14 protein-coding genes are annotated in these 18,073 nt (G+C 44.8%); 9 read left to right on the top strand and 5 right to left on the bottom strand.

From position 1 onward, the window contains the following. Window positions 1-9: 9 nt before the first annotated feature. The 4 genes from moeB (at window position 10) to R7E47_RS04790 (ending at window position 4,514) form a co-directional block, all read left to right on the top strand. Entirely contained in the window at window positions 10-759 is a 750-nt protein-coding gene (gene moeB / locus R7E47_RS04775; RefSeq protein ID WP_017635207.1) for a molybdopterin-synthase adenylyltransferase MoeB, read from the top strand. A 176-nt stretch (window positions 760-935) separates the two neighbouring features. Beyond that, a complete protein-coding gene (locus tag R7E47_RS04780) occupies window positions 936-3,041 on the top strand; it encodes an LruC domain-containing protein (protein ID WP_213965429.1) in 2,106 nt (701 codons plus the stop codon). A gap of 12 nt (window positions 3,042-3,053) precedes the next feature. Next, window positions 3,054-3,554, top strand: coding sequence for a hypothetical protein (locus R7E47_RS04785; RefSeq protein WP_053307245.1), 501 nt, complete (start codon window positions 3,054-3,056; stop codon window positions 3,552-3,554). A gap of 129 nt (window positions 3,555-3,683) precedes the next feature. Continuing rightward, window positions 3,684-4,514 (top strand): sulfurtransferase, encoded by an 831-nt coding sequence (locus R7E47_RS04790; RefSeq protein ID WP_053304520.1) that lies wholly within the window; start codon window positions 3,684-3,686, stop codon window positions 4,512-4,514. A gap of 165 nt (window positions 4,515-4,679) precedes the next feature. Here the strand turns inward: R7E47_RS04790 and R7E47_RS04795 are convergent, their stop codons facing one another. Further along, window positions 4,680-5,681, bottom strand: coding sequence for a sugar-binding transcriptional regulator (locus R7E47_RS04795; RefSeq protein ID WP_005387670.1), 1,002 nt, complete (start codon window positions 5,679-5,681; stop codon window positions 4,680-4,682). A 466-nt stretch (window positions 5,682-6,147) separates the two neighbouring features. On the opposite strand from R7E47_RS04795, the gene tal reads away from it, so the two are divergent. Next, entirely contained in the window at window positions 6,148-7,098 is a 951-nt protein-coding gene (gene tal, locus R7E47_RS04800) for a transaldolase (protein WP_005373488.1), read from the top strand. 125 nt (window positions 7,099-7,223) lie between these two features. Continuing rightward, on the top strand, window positions 7,224-9,215 hold the full coding sequence (gene tkt / locus R7E47_RS04805) for a transketolase (RefSeq protein ID WP_042522667.1): 1,992 nt from the start codon (window positions 7,224-7,226) through the stop codon (window positions 9,213-9,215). 141 nt (window positions 9,216-9,356) lie between these two features. Here the strand turns inward: tkt and R7E47_RS04810 are convergent, their stop codons facing one another. The 3 genes from R7E47_RS04810 to aroG all read right to left on the bottom strand — a co-directional run bounded on the left by R7E47_RS04810 (window position 9,357) and on the right by aroG (window position 13,513). Beyond that, window positions 9,357-10,919 carry a methyl-accepting chemotaxis protein gene (locus R7E47_RS04810; protein WP_065275191.1) on the bottom strand — a complete coding sequence of 521 codons (1,563 nt, stop codon included), beginning with the start codon at window positions 10,917-10,919 and terminating at the stop codon, window positions 9,357-9,359. 209 nt (window positions 10,920-11,128) lie between these two features. Continuing rightward, complete coding sequence (locus R7E47_RS04815) at window positions 11,129-12,301, bottom strand: MFS transporter (protein ID WP_025767923.1); 1,173 nt, start codon at window positions 12,299-12,301, stop codon at window positions 11,129-11,131. A gap of 159 nt (window positions 12,302-12,460) precedes the next feature. Then, a complete protein-coding gene (aroG, locus tag R7E47_RS04820) occupies window positions 12,461-13,513 on the bottom strand; it encodes a 3-deoxy-7-phosphoheptulonate synthase AroG (protein WP_238855363.1) in 1,053 nt (350 codons plus the stop codon). Window positions 13,514-13,972: 459 nt separating this feature from the next. Between aroG and R7E47_RS04825 the strand changes: the two genes are divergently transcribed. Continuing rightward, a complete protein-coding gene (locus tag R7E47_RS04825) occupies window positions 13,973-14,965 on the top strand; it encodes an OmpA family protein (RefSeq protein WP_238855362.1) in 993 nt (330 codons plus the stop codon). Window positions 14,966-15,053: 88 nt separating this feature from the next. On the opposite strand, the gene R7E47_RS04830 is transcribed toward R7E47_RS04825, so the two are convergent. Next, window positions 15,054-15,656 (bottom strand): beta-phosphoglucomutase family hydrolase, encoded by a 603-nt coding sequence (locus R7E47_RS04830; RefSeq protein WP_017819896.1) that lies wholly within the window; start codon window positions 15,654-15,656, stop codon window positions 15,054-15,056. 76 nt (window positions 15,657-15,732) lie between these two features. Here R7E47_RS04830 and arfB point away from each other — a divergent pair, with 76 nt between their 5' ends. Together arfB and R7E47_RS04840 are read left to right on the top strand one after the other, a co-directional pair. After that, window positions 15,733-16,146 (top strand): alternative ribosome rescue aminoacyl-tRNA hydrolase ArfB, encoded by a 414-nt coding sequence (gene arfB / locus R7E47_RS04835; protein ID WP_017635196.1) that lies wholly within the window; start codon window positions 15,733-15,735, stop codon window positions 16,144-16,146. Between the two features lie 100 nt (window positions 16,147-16,246). After that, window positions 16,247-18,016 (top strand): methyl-accepting chemotaxis protein, encoded by a 1,770-nt coding sequence (locus tag R7E47_RS04840; protein ID WP_025767924.1) that lies wholly within the window; start codon window positions 16,247-16,249, stop codon window positions 18,014-18,016. Window positions 18,017-18,073 lie beyond the last annotated feature (57 nt).

The raw sequence follows: 18,073 nt of genomic DNA on the forward strand, positions 1-18,073 counted from the left end.
GAAGTCGTTGTGGATATTCTTTCCGATCAGGAAATGTTGCGTTACAACCGCCAAATCATTCTTCGTCAGTTTGACTTTGAAGGACAAGAAGCACTCAAACAAGCATCGGTATTAATGCTTGGTGCTGGCGGTTTAGGCTGCGCATCAAGCCAATATTTGGCGACTGCTGGTGTAGGTAAAATCACGCTGATTGATGATGATATCGTCGAGCTGTCTAACCTTCAGCGCCAAGTGCTGCACCACGATGCGGATATTGGTTGTAAGAAGGTAGACTCGGCGGCCGATGCACTACGCGAGCTTAACCCGCACATTATCGTAGATACCATCGCAAAACGTCTTGATGATACAGCGTTAGAAAGCCTGATTAAGCAGCACACTATTGTTGTCGATGCATCAGATAACGTCGATACGCGTAATCAACTTAACCGCCTATGTTTTGCGACCAAAACACCGCTAATTTCAGGCGCGGCCATTCGCATGGAAGGCCAAGTGAGTGTGTTTACTTATGATGACCCAGCGCAACCATGTTACCAGTGCTTAAGTGCCCTCTTCGGCAGCGGTGCGTTAAGTTGTGTCGAAGCCGGAGTCATGGCGCCTGTTGTGGGTATTGTTGGCGCAGTACAAGCGATGGAAGCGATTAAAGTGATTGCTGATTACGGCCAACCAAAGAAAGGCAAAATTCTGATTTTGGACGCGCTCAGCATGTCTTGGCGAGAAATGAATCTGATGAAAATGCCCACCTGTCCGGTTTGTAGCTAGTTCTAAACCTCTAATCATTCCCAAAAAGCCCAACTCGATGCTGGGCTTTTTTCTCATTTTGACAATCAGATTTAAAACCCTTCTTCTTACAAATATTAACCCAATAAAATTCAACAACTTAAAAGTTGGCACATTCCTTTCATTGCATATATCACGAACCAATGAGAGGGCGAATTATGAAAAGGACATCACTACTACTTGGGTCTCTAATAGCGAGCGCTTATGCACAAGCGGCGCCATTTGACACATGCCCAAGCAAAGCATACCTGTTCCAATCAACCCCGGTTCAAATCTATGGCGTCAATTTGGTTACAGGTTCTACGACTCTTTTAGAGGACGACACAGGTTTGGCTTCGGGCATCAACGGTGTAGGCTTTAACTTCACTGACCGTTATATCTACGGCTACGACACCACAAACAAAAAGATTGTTCGCCTTGGTCAAGACTTCCAAGCAGAGACACTTGATGTTTCGGGTCTTCCTACTGACCACACGTTTTACGTAGGTGACGTTTACAACCACGTCTACTACTTGTACCGCAAAGGCAAAGGACTTTTCTCCATTGACCTTTCTCCGCTCGATTCTGATCCAAATGCGACATTGAGCATCGTGAAAATCAGCTCAACAGCGACGGTGAATCTAACCGACTTTGCATTCCACCCAGGCGACGGCTCCCTTTACGGCATCGACAATAACTCTGGAGTGCTATACCAGTTCAACCCATCGAATGGTAATACGACTGCGATAGGTGACACTGGCGAGCTAGGCACATTTGGTGCTGGCTACTTCGATGTAAACGGCAACTACTACGTGTCACGCAACCAAGACGGCAAAATCTATCGTGTTGACCTTTCGGAAGGTAACGCAGCCAATATCGCAGCAGGTATCGTTCCTGCGGTTGAGTTTGTATCCAACGGTCCAAGCTCAAGCCAAAATGATGGAGCACGTTGTGCAAATGCTCCAGTGATTGACGAAGACGAGCCAATTGATTTTGGTGATGCTCCAGACAGCTACCACACCACGCTTGCGTCAAACGGTCCTCGCCATGAGGTGGACGGTGTAACTTGGCTTGGTTCAGTCGCTCCAGATGGTGATGCCGACGGTCAAGCAAACGACAACTCTGTTGGCACAGCTGATGAAGATGGTGTTGGTTTTGTATCCGCACTTGACCCAGGCTTAAGTTCAATTGTGAATGTGACGGCTTCCACTTCTGGCTACCTATCAGCATGGTTTGACTGGAACCGCGATGGTGACTTTGATGATGAAGGCGAACAAGTCTTTACTGACGAATTACTGTCTGCGGGTAATAATCCCCTACCGTTTGTAGTTTCAACCGCTGCAACGGAAGGGTCTAGCTGGAGCCGATTCCGCTTTAGCCAACAAACCGGATTAAACTACGATGGTGGTTCGACGTCTGGTGAGGTGGAAGATTACCCAATTACCATCACTGGTAATGGTTACTCAGTGGAATATTTCCCGAGTGCAGAAGATTACGCCACCGTCGCTTACGAAGATAACTGGCCATACACCGCAGACTACGACATGAACGATGTGGTCGTAAAATTCCGCATCACCGAAACCAGTCTTGCGGGTCATGTTGAGAGTATTCAAATTACTGGCGACCTAGCGGCTTACGGTGCAAGTTACAAAAATGGCTTCGCAATCCGACTACCGGGTGTATTGAGAAGCTCGATTGAAAACGGATTAACAACACTATCCTTCAATGGTGTAGAACAAGCATCTAATGGCTTGGAAAGTATTTCTGATGAAGCAATTTTCATCATCAGTGAAGACTTAAGCACACACGCGGCGAGCAGCTGTAGCTACTTCCGCACAGAGTCTGGCTGTGATGATAACGTCTCACTCACCTTTACCTTGAATGTGTACTTCACTGAAGGATCTGACCGTTCAGCCATTCAAGCCATGCCATACGACCCGTTCATCTTTGCAACACCGGGCACTTACCATGGCGATGGTATTACTTTCCAACCAGGGCGTAAGTGGGAAGTTCACTTAGCAGACCAAGCACCAACAGAACAGTTTGATGACCAAAACCTCTTCGGTGTCGGCGTCGATGCCAGTGACCCTGCACAAGGTGTGTACTTCAAAACAGCAAACAACTTACCTTGGGCACTGTTAATAGTAGAAGATTGGGATTGGCCGCTAGAGCGTGTAGACATGGTCGATGCATACCCTCACTTCCAAACTTGGGCTGAGTCTGGTGGCGAACTAAGCACAGATTGGCACACCGCTCCAACACCTAACAAATGCTACATTCCATAGGGAGATAACATTATGAAAGCACTTATCACAATCATCATGGGATTAGCACTAACGGCTTGTGGCGGAGGCGGTGGCGGCGGAGGTGGTAACAGTACACCACCTCCACCAACCCAAACCACCGTTGCAGAGGAAGACACAACCCAACAGGAAGAAACAACCGTAGAAGAGACTACCGTAACTGTAGAAGATGCAACCATGCAGGATCTAGTAGTACCAGATGGCTTTAGCTACAACCCAGTGACGGAAGGTACGCTCAATGTAGACATCAGTGGTTTCTCTTCACAACGAGCACACCTAAGCGTGTACAAAGAGTTTGTCGAGAACAGTTCAGGTAACTACGATGCAAAATACCCAAGCAAAGTCGCATCGGTTCCACTCAACAATGGTACAGCAAATGTCGACTTTAATGTTTCTGATAGCCAAGGTAGCCTACTTGTTGAAATTTGGTTCTATGACGGTAGTGACCCAATTCAGAAAGTGATTACTTCTGGAGACAACACTTGGACCATGTAACTGGGTAAATCGAAAGCTGTCTTTCAGAACAAATCTTCAATCTTTAACTTAAAAATCGCATCGTTCTTTTGAACATGCGATTTTTTTGTTGTAAAACAGTAAGATTATCCACCTAGCAAACTAAAGACAATGCAAGCACTGATTAGTACTGATGAACTCAATAGCCTTCTCGGCCAACCTAACGTCAAGCTCCTCGACGCTAGTATTGCGTTTCAAATCCCTTCTGAAGGTAAAAAGATTCAAGATAAGTGGATTCCAAATACTTTACGCTTTGATTACGACAATGACTTTTGCTTACCCGGTTCTTCCCTGCCGCATATGATGCCAACAGAAGAAGGCTTCAACCAAAGTGCGCTACAACTCGGTTTGAACAACGAAGATTTGATTGTGGTTTACGACAACTCTGGCACTTTAGCCGCGCCAAGAGCTTGGTGGATGTTCAAAGCTATGGGACATGATAATGTTCGAGTCTTAAATGGCGGTCTTCCAGCTTGGATTGAAGCCGGATTCCCTGTTGAAAGTACCCTATCGCAACCAAGCGAAAGAGGTAACTTTGCGGGTAAGCTCAACCAAAATGCCTTTTTGAGTGCACAAGATGTTCTTGCTCATTCAACCAATAAAAGTGCCAACATCATCGATGCCAGAGCCAAAGCACGATTCCTTGGTGAAGTGCCTGAGCCACGAGAAGGTCTACGTAGTGGTCACATTCCAAATTCGGTTTGCTTACCGTTTCAAGAACTCTTGACCAACGGTCACATTAAACCAAACTCAGAGTTGCAACAGATATTTAGCGCACTAACGATAGATAGTGACAATTCGATTATTTTTAGTTGCGGTTCCGGTGTAACCGCATGCATTTTATTACTCGCGGCGTATCAAATTGGTCTAGACAATCTGTCGGTGTACGACGGTTCTTGGACCGAATGGGGTGCTGACCACTCTCTACCTATCGAGCGTTAAGACAAGTGTCTGTTTAACATAGTATCTTACGTTTATCTAAAGATGATGTGTTCCAATAAACTAAACGCAGCTTTTAAACCAAACTTGTCATTTCGAAATAGAAACTGGCTATGAGTGATTTGTCCCTCCTCATAGCCTGACTACATCAAAAGCCGACTATTTCCGTTAGCGTTCAGATGTCGCGTTGCCGTGCATTTGCTCATCTAAGTTGAGCACGGTTAATGCGTTGCTAACGCTCGTGGCGATCACGTCTATCGCTCCAGTTCTTAATGCTCCGAGTAGAGCGAGCGGCTTGCTGTTCTCTGCTGCGATCGCAATGACTTCCGAGATCGGCCGAAACTCTTCAATACCAAGTCCAATTACTCGGTCACTCATTACCGTGTTCGCTACATTACCGTGAATATCAAAGAAGTCATAACCTGCAAAATCCCCTACCACACCTTGTTGAAGTCTCGACTGAACCACTTCATCAGGCGTAAACCAACCTAAGTCGACCATGTAACTGTTTTCGCTCATGTCACCAATACCAACCAAAGCGACATCGGCTTTACGTGCTAGGTCGAGCGTTTGTTTCACGGTTGCATTTTGCATAAAGGCCAACTTCTGTTCTCTGTTTTCTGCGTAAGCCGGCGCATAAAGGGTTTCAGAGGTCCCCCCATATTTCTTCGCCAACTGACGACAAATATGGTCGGCGTTATACATACCGCCACGCGGATGAATACCACCAATGCCACACACAAATTTACAATCACGCGGCGTAATAACACCAATATGGTGAGCGACAGACGACACGTTGCGCCCTTGTCCGACCGTCACCACCATGCCGTTTTTGAGCGTGCTAGTGAGATAATTGGACACCAATCCCGATACCTGTAGTCGTTGCGCTTCTTCATTCGGTTGATCAAGAGCAACAAGCGCGCGCTTAACGCCGAATCGCTCGATCAAACGTTGTTCGATCTTGGCGCTGAACACCGGATGGTATTTAACGGTAATTTCAACAATGCCTTCATCACGCGCCTGCTTGAGCATTCGCCCAACCTTTGCGCGTGATATGGCAAATTTTCTCGATATCTCTTCCTGAGTCGCACCGTCTTGATAATACGCGACGGAAATCTCTGTCAACAAATCCGTGTTTTCAATGGAAATATCTTGATTAGAACTGCTCATGGTTTCTCTCGCCCTTTAAGAGGATCGATATTGTATGCAATAAGTGAACATATGCTCATTGACTTAGCATATGTTCTTTATCAATTTAAACGCTACATTTGCTCATCGCAATAACATTTTCTCACTACAATTTTTTACCCTCTTGGACAACGCTCAAGCTTTGAACAATAAGGGCAAACGTTTATTTGGGTTAACCACTAAACACACAGTAAAAAAACGTTGATGAAGTTCACTATAAGTCCATTTCAGCGATTGACTTTCAGCATAGATAGGATAAATATGGACACATCATTTACTCAGCTATCGATCAAATGTTCATAGCATTTGTTCGGTAACGAAATTTTCCGTAGTTGGCTGAGCAGATGTCTCATTAAATGCGATGAGACGGTTAGCTAACTCGCTTGCAAATGCACAAGCTGTGATAACAAAAATCACGCTTAAGCCCATTTAAATAGGATGATCGATTATGAGCAACAAGTTAGAGCAACTTCGTAAACTAACGACTGTAGTAGCAGACACTGGCGAGATTGATGCAATTAAAAAGTATCAGCCAGAAGACGCAACAACTAACCCTTCTCTTATCCTTAAAGCCGCTCAAATCGCAGAGTACGCACCTCTAATCGATGCTTCAATCGAATACGCTAAAGCACAGAGCAACGACAAAGCTCAACAAGTTCAAGATACTTGTGACATGCTTGCAGTAAACATCGGTAAAGAAATCCTAAAAACTATCCCAGGTCGTATCTCTACAGAAGTAGACGCTCGTCTATCTTACGATATGGAAGGCAGCGTAGCGAAAGCTCGTCAACTAGTGAAAATGTACAACGATGCTGGCATCACTAACGACCGTATCCTTATCAAACTGGCTTCAACTTGGGAAGGCATTCGCGCAGCTGAGATCCTAGAAAAAGAAGGCATCAACTGTAACCTAACGCTTCTATTCTCGTTCGCTCAAGCACGTGCTTGTGCAGAAGCGGGTGTATTCCTAATCTCGCCATTCGTTGGTCGTATCATGGACTGGTACAAAGCGAAAGAAGGCCGTGACTTCGAAGCTCAAGAAGATCCAGGCGTACTATCTGTAACTAAGATCTACAACTACTACAAAGAATACGGCTACAAAACTGTAGTTATGGGCGCAAGCTTCCGTAATATCGGTGAGATCTTAGAACTAGCTGGTTGTGACCGTCTAACTATCGCTCCTGCTCTACTTGCAGAACTAGAAGCAGCTGAAGGTGAAGTAGTTGAGAAACTAGTTGATTCTAAAGGCGCAGCTGAGCGTCCAGCACCAATGACTCACGCAGAGTTCCTATGGGAACATAACCAAGACCCAATGGCTGTTGAGAAGCTGGCTGAAGGTATCCGCAACTTCGCCGTTGACCAAGGCAAACTAGAAGCGATGATCGAAGCTAAGCTTTAATTGCTTACCAAAAGCGAGTAGCCCGTCTACTCGCTTTTACCATCAGCACTATTTTCAAAAAATTCTATTTGAACTTGTTTCGGCGAGTTCCCTCTATTTAAATCAAATATCGAGAAGTAATCACTATGGATCGTAAACATCTAGCAAATGCAATCCGTGCGCTAAGCATGGATGGTGTTCAACAAGCTAACTCTGGTCACCCAGGTGCACCTATGGGTATGGCTGACATCGCTGAAGTTCTTTGGCGCTCTCATCTAAACCACAACCCATCAAACCCTGAGTGGGCAGACCGCGACCGTTTCGTACTGTCTAACGGCCACGGCTCAATGCTGATTTACTCTTTACTGCACCTTGCAGGTTACGAGTTGTCTATCGACGATCTGAAAAACTTCCGTCAGCTTCACTCTAAAACTCCTGGTCACCCAGAGTACGGTTACGCGCCAGGAATCGAGACCACAACGGGTCCGCTAGGTCAAGGCATCACTAACGCGGTTGGTATGGCTCTAGCTGAAAAAGCGCTAGCAGCACAGTTCAACAAAGAAGGCCACGACATCGTTGACCACTTCACTTACGTGTTCATGGGCGACGGCTGTCTGATGGAAGGTATTTCGCACGAGGCATGTTCTCTTGCAGGTACTCTAGGTCTAGGCAAGCTGATCGCGTTCTGGGATGACAACGGCATCTCTATCGACGGTCACGTTGAAGGTTGGTTCTCTGACGACACACCTAAGCGTTTCGAAGCTTACGGTTGGCACGTAATCCCTGCAGTCGATGGTCACGATGCTGACGCAATCAACGCAGCAATTGAAGCGGCGAAAGCGGATCCACGTCCTACACTTATCTGTACTAAGACTATCATCGGTTTTGGTTCACCAAACAAATCTGGTTCACACGATTGTCACGGTGCGCCACTAGGTGCAGAAGAAATCGCAGCAACACGCAAAGAACTAGGTTGGGAGCACGGTCCTTTTGAAATTCCGCAAGAAGTCTACGCAGAATGGTCAGCGAAAGAAACAGGCGCAGCTAAGGAAGCAGCGTGGAACGAGAAATTTGCAGCTTATGAAGCAGCGTACCCTGAGCTGGCAGCTGAATTTAAACGCCGCGTAAACGGTGAGCTTCCTGCACAGTGGGAAGAGAAAGCAAGCCAAATCATTGCTGATCTTCAAGCTAACCCAGCAAACATTGCATCACGTAAAGCGTCTCAAAATGCTCTAGAAGCATTTGGTGCTCTACTACCAGAGTTCATGGGTGGCTCTGCTGACCTAGCACCTTCTAACCTAACCATGTGGTCTGGTTCTAAGTCTCTAGAAGCAAGCGACTTCTCTGGTAACTACATCCACTACGGCGTACGTGAATTCGGTATGACAGCGATCATGAACGGTATCGCGCTACATGGTGGTTTCGTTCCTTACGGCGCAACATTCCTAATGTTCATGGAGTACGCACGTAACGCAATGCGTATGGCTGCGCTGATGAAAATTCAGAACATCCAAGTGTACACGCATGACTCTATCGGTCTTGGCGAAGATGGTCCAACTCACCAACCAGTTGAGCAAATGGCATCGCTACGCCTAACACCAAACATGAGCACATGGCGTCCATGTGACCAAGTTGAGTCCGCTGTAGCTTGGAAACTAGCGATTGAACGTAAAGATGCACCGACAGCACTTATCTTCTCTCGTCAAAACCTTGCGCAACAAGAGCGCACAGCAGAACAAGTAGCAGACATCGCGAAAGGTGCTTACATTCTGAAAGATTGCGAAGGCAAGCCAGAGCTAATCCTTATCGCAACAGGTTCTGAAGTTGAACTAGCAGTAGAAGCAGCAGCACAGCTAACTGCTGAAGGTAAGAAAGTACGCGTTGTTTCAATGCCATCAACAGACGCATTCGACAAACAAGACGCCGCTTACCGTGAAGCTGTACTGCCATCAGACGTAACAGCACGTATCGCAATTGAAGCAGGTATTGCTGACTTCTGGTACAAGTACGTAGGCTTCGACGGTCGCATCATCGGTATGACTTCATTCGGTGAATCTGCACCAGCTGGCGAACTATTCAAAATGTTTGGCTTCACGACTGAAAACGTAGTGAACACAGCAAAAGAGCTACTCGCGTAATTGCAGTAAAAAGATAGTCAGTTTTCTCTATTGCGAATGTGAAAACTGAAAAGCCCCACCAGCAATGGCGGGGCTTTCTTTTATCTGGCTCCTATTCGTATAAACGCAGCCAGGACATAAACATCACAACTTTCGTTACGACTATTTGTCTTCAAATCGAAGTGCGAGCTGATAGAAATCTTGTACTTGGTCTTTCAACTGTCGGCTATTTTGCTCAACTGAATGTGTTGCTGCCAAGTTTTGTTCTGCGGTCGAAGCGATAGAATGAATGTGCTGGTTTACATCACTAGATAGCTTTAACTGGTTATTCGCAGCTTCTGCTACATCAACCATCAGCCCACTCATGGTTTGCATCATCTGTTCAACTTCAGACAAACGCAACGCGCTTTGTTCTGCTACTTGAGAACAGGCATCGGTTTGCTCTTTGTTTGCCAGAATATCTTTCTGCCAACTTTGAATCGTTGCCAACATAGTGGAGATAGAAGCTTGGATTTGTTCAGTTGCATTGGATGTACGCCCAGAAAGCGCGCGGACCTCATCAGCTACAACAGCAAAACCACGACCTTGCTCCCCTGCCCTTGCTGCTTCAATCGCCGCGTTAAGTGCCAGTAAATTGGTTTGCTCTGCGATTCCACCAATCTCTTCCATCAAATGGTTCACCTTCTGCGCCTGATCACTCAGTTGATACGTCGTTTCCGTCGCTTTTTCAGCTTGAAGGCTTAATTGCGCTAGATTGGTGTGCGTTTGATCAATGGTCTCCTTCGCCATCAAGCATGACTTCAATGTATCATCAATCAACATATGGGCATCATTGGTACTCGAAGAAACCGAATTTGCCGACAACTCCACCTCTTGGGTAGCATCTCGCACACGATGAATATCGGTATTTTGCTGATTTAATGCAGCTGAGACTTCTGCCGTTGTTTGACTAAGCTCTTCGGCGCAATGCTGCAAAGGCAATGCGGAGTCAGTCATTCTTCCTAACACGGTTCGAATTCTTGCGGATAGCATTTTGATATGGAAATCGGCAATCGAAAATGCCGTGTTACCGGAATAGATCAAGCGACTTACGCTGTCATATTGCTTTTGTAACTTTTTAAGTTGCTGAGGTGTATCAATTAACTCTTGGCGGAATAACAGAGCCAGAACACTTGCAGGTAACGCACTTGCAAGCCAAGCCAACGGCCCTTCAACAGACAACGCATATGCGGTTGCAGGTGCGGTTAGTGCACCAAGTAGAATCGCATAGCGAATGGTTTCATTGATTTTCAACGACCAAGTTCGACCAGACTTCTCTGCAGCACGCATGCTTTTGTAGGCTTTTGTCGCAATATCAACCCACTCTCGCTTTGGTTTCACGCGCACTGATTGATACCCAACAACATGGTTGTCTTCGTAGATAGGGGTGACATAAGCATCAACCCAATAGTAACCGCCAGACTTAGTGGCATTCTTAACCATTCCACGCCAGGCTTTACCTTGTTTAAGGCGTGCCCACATATCACCGAAAGCGGCTTTAGGCATATCATTATGACGAACTATATTATGGTTCTGACCGACAAGTTCTTCGTGAGTGTATTCAGCAACGCGGCAAAAGGCTTCATTACAATATGTAATAACACCTTGTAAGTTCGTTGTTGAGACGAGTTCCTCAGACTCCCTCACGAGAGTTTCTTGAGCTTTATGAGAAATATTGGCTGACATAGACGAAACTTCTTTAGTTTTTATTGATTTTCGGCAAGATATATACAGGATTTTTATTTTTATTACAAAAAGTTAGATAAAAAGTCTTATCAAATCGACATTTTTATTGTGGGAATTCACATTATCGATAAAAACATAAAGAAGAGATTGTTGATTTGAGCTAATAAACAAACCCGACACGATAGGCCGGGTTATATATTAAGACTTAATTAAGCGGTTTGTGATTCTGGCTTTTTATTCGTTTTTAACGCAAACATCGCGATAACGAGTAACACAAATGGAAGAACATACAAATTAAGATTCTGCCAACCTACGGTAGACTCAAGCCAACCAGATAGTAATGCGGTGATGGTGACACAACTGAACACGAAGAATTCATTAAACGCTTGAGCCTTGCTTCTGTTTTTCGCTTCATAGCTTTGACTAAACAGCCCAGTTGCTGCGATAAACATAAAGTTCCACCCTATTCCTAACAGGATTAAAGCAAGACTAAAATGCCAGATAGACACTCCATGTATATTAATTCCAATACAAGCAACAAATAGCAATCCACCCGCCAAAATCATATTCTTAGCGCCAAACCGCTCTATCAGACGGCCCGTGACAAACGCAGGAGCAAACATACCCAACACGTGCCATTCGATCACTCCCGCCGCTTTATCAAAATCAAAGCCACAACCAATCATCGCTAAAGGAGTTGCTGTCATTAAAATGTTCATCACCGCGTACGCAACCATTGCCGCGATAACTGCTAGCATGAAATTAGGTCGACGAATAATCAGTCTCAGCTTATCCGCCTTAGCGTGTAGCGCCTGCGTGTGTGCAGGTGGAAAACGAATGGTTTGTAGCACAACCAACGCAGTTATATAAAGCACGACAAGCACAGCAAATGCACTAATGTATAAGCCATCACCTGACCACTGCTGTGAGTACACCGCCAAATTAGGTCCAAGGATCGCCGCTAACACCCCACCCGCCATAGATATCGAAATCGCCCTATGCCTTGCCGACTCTTCACACACTTCAATGGCAGCAAACCTGTATAGAGTACCGAAACCTATACCAACACCAAGCAAAAACGTAGACATGCAGAACAGATAGAAGTTTTGTTGACTTAATGCATACGTCGCTAGACTAGCACCCAAAATGCCAATGACATTACCAAGGCTAAAACCAAGGCGACGCCCTAACTTGCCCATAATTAGCGACGCAGGAATTGTCGCGGCCATCAGTCCCAAAAACTGCAGTGCAACTGGTAATGTGATAAAACTTGATGACGGCGCAAGTGTTTTGCCAATAAGGGCAATAACAGATATGAGTAAAATATTCCCTGTCATTAATAAGGCTTGGCAGAGGGATAGAAGCCATACATTACGATTCAATTCCAAATTCCTTTTGGTTACGACGTATACAGATAACATATAGGAAAGCAGAAACAATAGAAAGATATGAGAGTAATTCTCAACAAAAAGAGCCAGAGGCATAGTACCTCTGGCTCTTCACTATTCACTTTTCGCTTTTAAAAAGTTTTTCTGTTGAGCTTACTTGTTGCGGCGCGCTTTTACTGCATCAGAAAGCTGACGAAGTACCGTTTCCGTATCTTCCCAACCAATACATGCATCAGTAATCGACTGACCATAAGTGGCAGCTTTACCATCCACTAAGTCTTGGCGACCTTCAACTAAATGAGACTCGATCATCACTCCAAAAATGGCTTCTTCGCCAGCAGAGATTTGCTCGGATACATCATCAGACACCAGCATTTGACGCTTGAACTGCTTCGAGCTGTTAGCATGGCTAAAATCAATCATCACTTTTTTCGGCAGAGCTGCGGTGTCCAGCTCATCTTTAATTTGAGCTACATGTGCTGCACTGTAGTTTGGTTCTTTACCGCCACGTAGAATAATATGGCAGTCTGGATTACCAGCGGTTTCTACGATCGCGGAATGACCGTATTTTGTTACTGAAAGGAAGTGATGGGAAGCGCTTGCAGAACGAATCGCGTCGCTCGCTATTTTAATATTCCCGTCTGTACCGTTTTTGAAACCTACAGGACAAGAAAGACCAGAAGCTAGCTCGCGGTGAACCTGAGATTCTGTCGTACGAGCACCGATAGCGCCCCAACTGATCAAATCCGCCACGTACTGAGGTGTGATCATATCTAAGAATTCACTTGCCGTTGGCAAGCCCATATCGGTTAGATCAAGAAGGAGTTTACGTCCGATACGTAGACCATCATTTAGCTTATAGGTGTCATTTAAGTAAGGGTCATTGATAAGGCCTTTCCAACCAACGGTCGTACGCGGCTTTTCAAAATAAACTCGCATAACAACCTCAAGCTGCTCGCCCAGTTCATCACGTAGTACTTTTAGCTTTTTACCGTACTCAACCGCGGCAGCCGGATCGTGAATAGAACACGGGCCAACGATCACGAGTAATCGATCGTCTTTTCCTTCAAGAATATTGTGAATGGCGTTACGGCAATCAAAAGTGGTCGAAGAAGCGGTTTCAGTCGCTGGGAACTTCTCTAATACTGCAACAGGTGGCAATAACTCTTTTACTCTATTTATTCTTACATCATCAGTTTGAAACATTACTTCTACTTCCTGGTTTTATTTCCGACCCCATTTTTACCAACTGAACTCATTGCAACATTGTTCACAAAGCGAGCAGCATCAAGGGCTGTGGTCATTTTCTGTCTAGCGTTTAAGTAACTTATCGGCTTAGGCGTAGACTTGCAATCAGTTTTTGCAAATAAATGCAAATAAAAACCACCTGTTAACCATCGCGCACAATGTAAAGTAAAGTTTACGAAAAAAAGTTCAAAATAATCATCAATTTTCTTATGCACCAAAAAATCTTTACTACAATGTAAGAAATATCAGAAGTTTGTGAGGTATTTTTGGGTAGTAAATGTTGATCAAGTTCAAATATATTGTTGCTTGATATGAAATGATTAGAATATTAAACTAATTTCTTATAAGCGCTGGTTTTTTCTAATTTTTTGATAAAACGAAGTAGAAGTTAATATGCAATCAATACAAGGAAACATTATGAACAAAGTAGCAATTGCAGTAGCAGCAGTGGTAGCTGGTAGTAGCGCGCTTTTAAACTCTGCTCAAGCTGAAATGTACATCGGGGGCAAAGTGGGCATGACTACACTTGACGACGCTTGCTATCTAAATAGCCCTTGTGATGATGAAGCGTTCGGTGCAGGACTACATATCGGTTATGACTTTACCGATATCATCGGGCTAGAGTACGGCGTAGACTTCTTAGGCGACTATGAAGGAAACTCTAGGTCAGGGGCTAATACGATTAATACGATTGACGGCAATCTAACGGCTTTAACACTTGCACCTAAATTCAACTGGCACTTAAACGACTCTTGGAATCTATTTGCTAAGATCGGTGGTGCTTACATGATGTCTGATGACGAAACAGACTTTGTCCCAACAGGTTCTTTGGGTGCTGAATACTCGATCGATAGAAACTGGAGTGTTCGCGCTGAATACCAACGCTACCAAGATATGTCTGACGAGGTGTGGGACGACATGGATGCTAACTTCTTTGGTATCGGTGTTAACTACAAATTCGCAGCAGCTCCAGTTGTTGCAGCAGTTGTAACGGAAGAAGTGATCGAGCCAGATCCAGAACCAGTGATGATGAGCAAGGTGCACAAAGAAGAGTACGGTACAGGTACGTTTGAATTCGATAGTGCTAAGTTAACAGAGTCCGTTTCTGAACGTCTGGACAACTTTGTTTCATTCTTGAACGAATATCCTCAAGCTCAAGTAGAGATTACTGGTTACACGGATAGCTCAGGCCCTGCGGCATACAACCAAAAACTGTCTGAGCGTCGTGCTCAATCTGTTGCTGATTACCTAACCGCAGCTGGCATTGGTTCAGATCGTTTGACAGTTAAAGGTATGGGTGAAGAAAACCCAGTTGCTGACAACAGCACTCGCGAAGGTCGTGAGAAAAACCGTCGCGTAGAAGTTGTGGTACCTTCATTTGAATACCAAGAGCTAGTTCAACCAGAATAAGCATCTATGATTCATGATCGATGATGTGGTAAAAATTAATGGGGTGCATTTGCACCCCATTTTGATCTCATATTAAGGGATATTGCCACTATGGTTTTGGGAAAAAGATCAACTCATTATCTTGCACCATAACGCAATCCATACCAGCTGCATGCGCAGCTCGCTTCCCCAACTCAGTATCCTCGAACACAAGACACTGTGACGCCTCCAAGTCGAGTTGTTCCGCGGCCACCAAAAAGGTATCTGGAAAGGGTTTATGGTTCTCTACATCACTCGCGGTTACTACAACATCCAACTTGTCTAATAAACCTGCATGGCTTAATAAGCGCATGGCACTTTCTCGTTGGCTGCCAGTCCCGACTGCAATTTTCTTATGGCCTAAATATTCCTCTAACACGATGTTCGTGCAAGGAATAACGTCACCATGAAGCTCCATAGCAGCGAATGTTTCCATTTTAAATGTCGCGACAGTTTTAGGATCTAATGAAAGCTCATGCACACGATTTAGTTCCTCAACAATTTTAAAGCTCGGCATCCCTCCCAAACTGTGAAACCATTCCTGGCAAAACGGAAAATCAAAACGCTCAGCAGTTGCTTGCCAAGCTGCCAAGTGGGCTGGCATGGTATCGATTAGAGTACCATCCATATCAAATATGAATCCCTCATAGGGTCTAAAATCAATCGTGCTCATGTCTTTTCTTCTATTTGTGCATCTGTAATGTTAATTTATCAGCTCTTTCAATCGTCCTTACCGGCATTTACTTATCATGCTCAAAATTTCGAACTCCGTCACAATTCAAGAGTGGGAAATTCAATTATCCCCAATTAGAGCTCAAGGAAATGGTGGCCAGAACGTTAACAAGGTGGCGTCCGCTATACACCTGCGCTTTGATATCCGGCATTCAAGCTTACCTGACTTTTACAAAGAGCGATTACTTGCACTTTCTGATAGTCGTATAAGTAAAGATGGCGTGATCATCATCAAAGCGCAACAATTTCGGACACAAGAACAAAATAAGGAAGACGCCCTAAATCGGCTTCAAGCATTGATAAAAGCTGCCGCTTTACAGGAGAAGAAGCGTATTAAAACGAAACCAACCCGCGCTTCTCAACGCCGACGACTTGATACAAAAAACAAGCACGGAGCGAAAAAACAGCAACGTAAAAAAGTGCTGTATTAGTGCATGTCGTTTTCTCGACATGTTAGTTGAACAACGTTTGCTAGCCCTTGGAAATCTCATTGGATTTCTCTTTTTAGTTACTTATTCAGGAAACAACAATATGACTATTAGGCAAAAACTCTACTTCCTCGGAGTTATCGCCATTTTAGGCATCGTGGCCCTTTTGGGTACGTCATCCCATTTTGAAAATAAGAGCAATGATCTTAATCACGCCATCAAACTCGTTGGTGATCTAGAAATACGCTTACTCAACTTACGCAGAAATGAAAAAGATTTCCTACTGCGTAGTAATGACAAATATCTAAATAAGTTTGACGCCAATGTTGACAAGTTTATAGACACAGAAAAAGAGCTTGCGAACATACTCAAGAGTAATGAATTACCTTCCAGTCAACAATTTAAGCAAGACTTGCTCGCATACCAAAGGGGCTTTCAGAATCTGGTCAGCGCTTACCAACGATACGGGCTTGATTCAAAGAGTGGGCTTCTCGCCGGTTACGAACAAGCACTATTAGAAGCTAAACAACGTTCAGACCACCAGCAGTTATTGGCATTAGTCCGTTTTGACTCTGCGGTAAAAGCAGGACTATTCAATAGTGACTTGCTTGAGGGGCAATATGCTCCGGAGCTTATCAAAACAGGTAAGCAATTGGCGGCCCAAAAGCAAGTTGTTGGGGTTGCTTATGACAAAGGCCTACTCGGTGAAACTCGCGCATTATCCCATGCCGTAGAAGAGCAATTTGAAACCTTTTCCACAGCCCTTAGCTCTGCTGCCGCACAACGTGATGAACAAATGTCGACCATCAAGCAGGTCATTACAGCTCTGATCTTAGTCGTTATTTTCGCATTGATTTGGCAAATTTCACGTTCAATCAATACGCGAGTGAATAGCTTACTTGGCACCATTCGAAGTATCAGCGAAACGAACAACATGGGACTTCGATCTGATTTGAAAGGTCAAGACGAGCTATTTGATATCAGTCATCACCTCAATGACCTATTGGATAAGCTTGAGCATCTAATTAGTAGTACCCAAGAAAAATCGGCGCAACTCACTGCAAGTACCGATAATATGCATCGTGAGTTAGAAGGCGTTATGGAGCAATTCCACACTCAAACTGACCACACAGCATCAATGGCGACGGCAGTTCAGCAAATGGTTGCCACAATAGGTGAAATCTCTGAGAGCACATCAGTTGCGGTAGAAGGCGTACATCAGGCAGCGAATAATGCCGAACAAGGTCGAGGAGTTGTTGAGGCGACGGTAACCAACATCGGTCAACTAACCACGATTTTATCAAACAGCCAGCAGTCGATTGGCTCGCTGAATCAGCATGTAGATAAAATTGGTGGTGCCGTGAACATCATCCAAGAGATTGCAGAGCAAACCAACCTACTAGCTCTCAACGCAGCAATTGAAGCCGCGCGAGCAGGCGAACAAGGCCGCGGGTTTGCAGTTGTTGCCGATGAAGTACGCGCCCTAGCTAGCCGAACTCATCAATCCACTGAGGAAATCACGCGGGTCGTTGCAGATATTCAAACTCAAATGTCTACAGTTGTTGCTGATATTGATCAATGTAACGATCAAGGGCAACAAACACTTAATGCTTCTGAAAAACTGGATTCTAGCCTGCAACAGATCATTACTGACATGCATTCAATTCAAGGTAATTCGGAGCGCATAGCTTCAGCAATTGAAGAACAAGGTATCGTGATGAACCAAGTTAGCGGTTCAATCACCGAGCTAAACGCCATATCTGAGAATAACATGCAATCCGCTCAGGAATGCTTGCATGAAGTGAACTCTGTCTCTGCTCAAGCTCATGATATGGATGAAGCCGTTGCACAATTCAAAACTGCGCTAAAATAACCCTTTTCAAAATAGAAAGCCCGAGGCAATCATTGCTTCGGGCTTTTTTTCAATTGT

It is taken from the genome of Vibrio sp. Vb1026 (genome assembly GCF_033338745.1).
GTDB classification, from domain to species: Bacteria; Pseudomonadota; Gammaproteobacteria; order Enterobacterales; family Vibrionaceae; genus Vibrio; species Vibrio alginolyticus.

What these genes read in the sequence shown, in the direction of transcription:
- R7E47_RS04780 (WP_213965429.1), top strand. Translation starts at nt 936, where the DNA reads ATGAAAAGGACATCACTACTACTTGGGTCTCTAATAGCGAGCGCTTAT.
- R7E47_RS04785 (WP_053307245.1), top strand. Translation starts at nt 3,054, where the DNA reads ATGAAAGCACTTATCACAATCATCATGGGATTAGCACTAACGGCTTGT.
- R7E47_RS04790 (WP_053304520.1), top strand. Translation starts at nt 3,684, where the DNA reads ATGCAAGCACTGATTAGTACTGATGAACTCAATAGCCTTCTCGGCCAA.
- R7E47_RS04795 (WP_005387670.1), bottom strand. Translation starts at nt 5,681, where the DNA reads ATGAGCAGTTCTAATCAAGATATTTCCATTGAAAACACGGATTTGTTG.
- tal (WP_005373488.1), top strand. Translation starts at nt 6,148, where the DNA reads ATGAGCAACAAGTTAGAGCAACTTCGTAAACTAACGACTGTAGTAGCA.
- tkt (WP_042522667.1), top strand. Translation starts at nt 7,224, where the DNA reads ATGGATCGTAAACATCTAGCAAATGCAATCCGTGCGCTAAGCATGGAT.
- R7E47_RS04810 (WP_065275191.1), bottom strand. Translation starts at nt 10,919, where the DNA reads ATGTCAGCCAATATTTCTCATAAAGCTCAAGAAACTCTCGTGAGGGAG.
- aroG (WP_238855363.1), bottom strand. Translation starts at nt 13,513, where the DNA reads ATGTTTCAAACTGATGATGTAAGAATAAATAGAGTAAAAGAGTTATTG.
- R7E47_RS04825 (WP_238855362.1), top strand. Translation starts at nt 13,973, where the DNA reads ATGAACAAAGTAGCAATTGCAGTAGCAGCAGTGGTAGCTGGTAGTAGC.
- R7E47_RS04830 (WP_017819896.1), bottom strand. Translation starts at nt 15,656, where the DNA reads ATGAGCACGATTGATTTTAGACCCTATGAGGGATTCATATTTGATATG.
- arfB (WP_017635196.1), top strand. Translation starts at nt 15,733, where the DNA reads ATGCTCAAAATTTCGAACTCCGTCACAATTCAAGAGTGGGAAATTCAA.
- R7E47_RS04840 (WP_025767924.1), top strand. Translation starts at nt 16,247, where the DNA reads ATGACTATTAGGCAAAAACTCTACTTCCTCGGAGTTATCGCCATTTTA.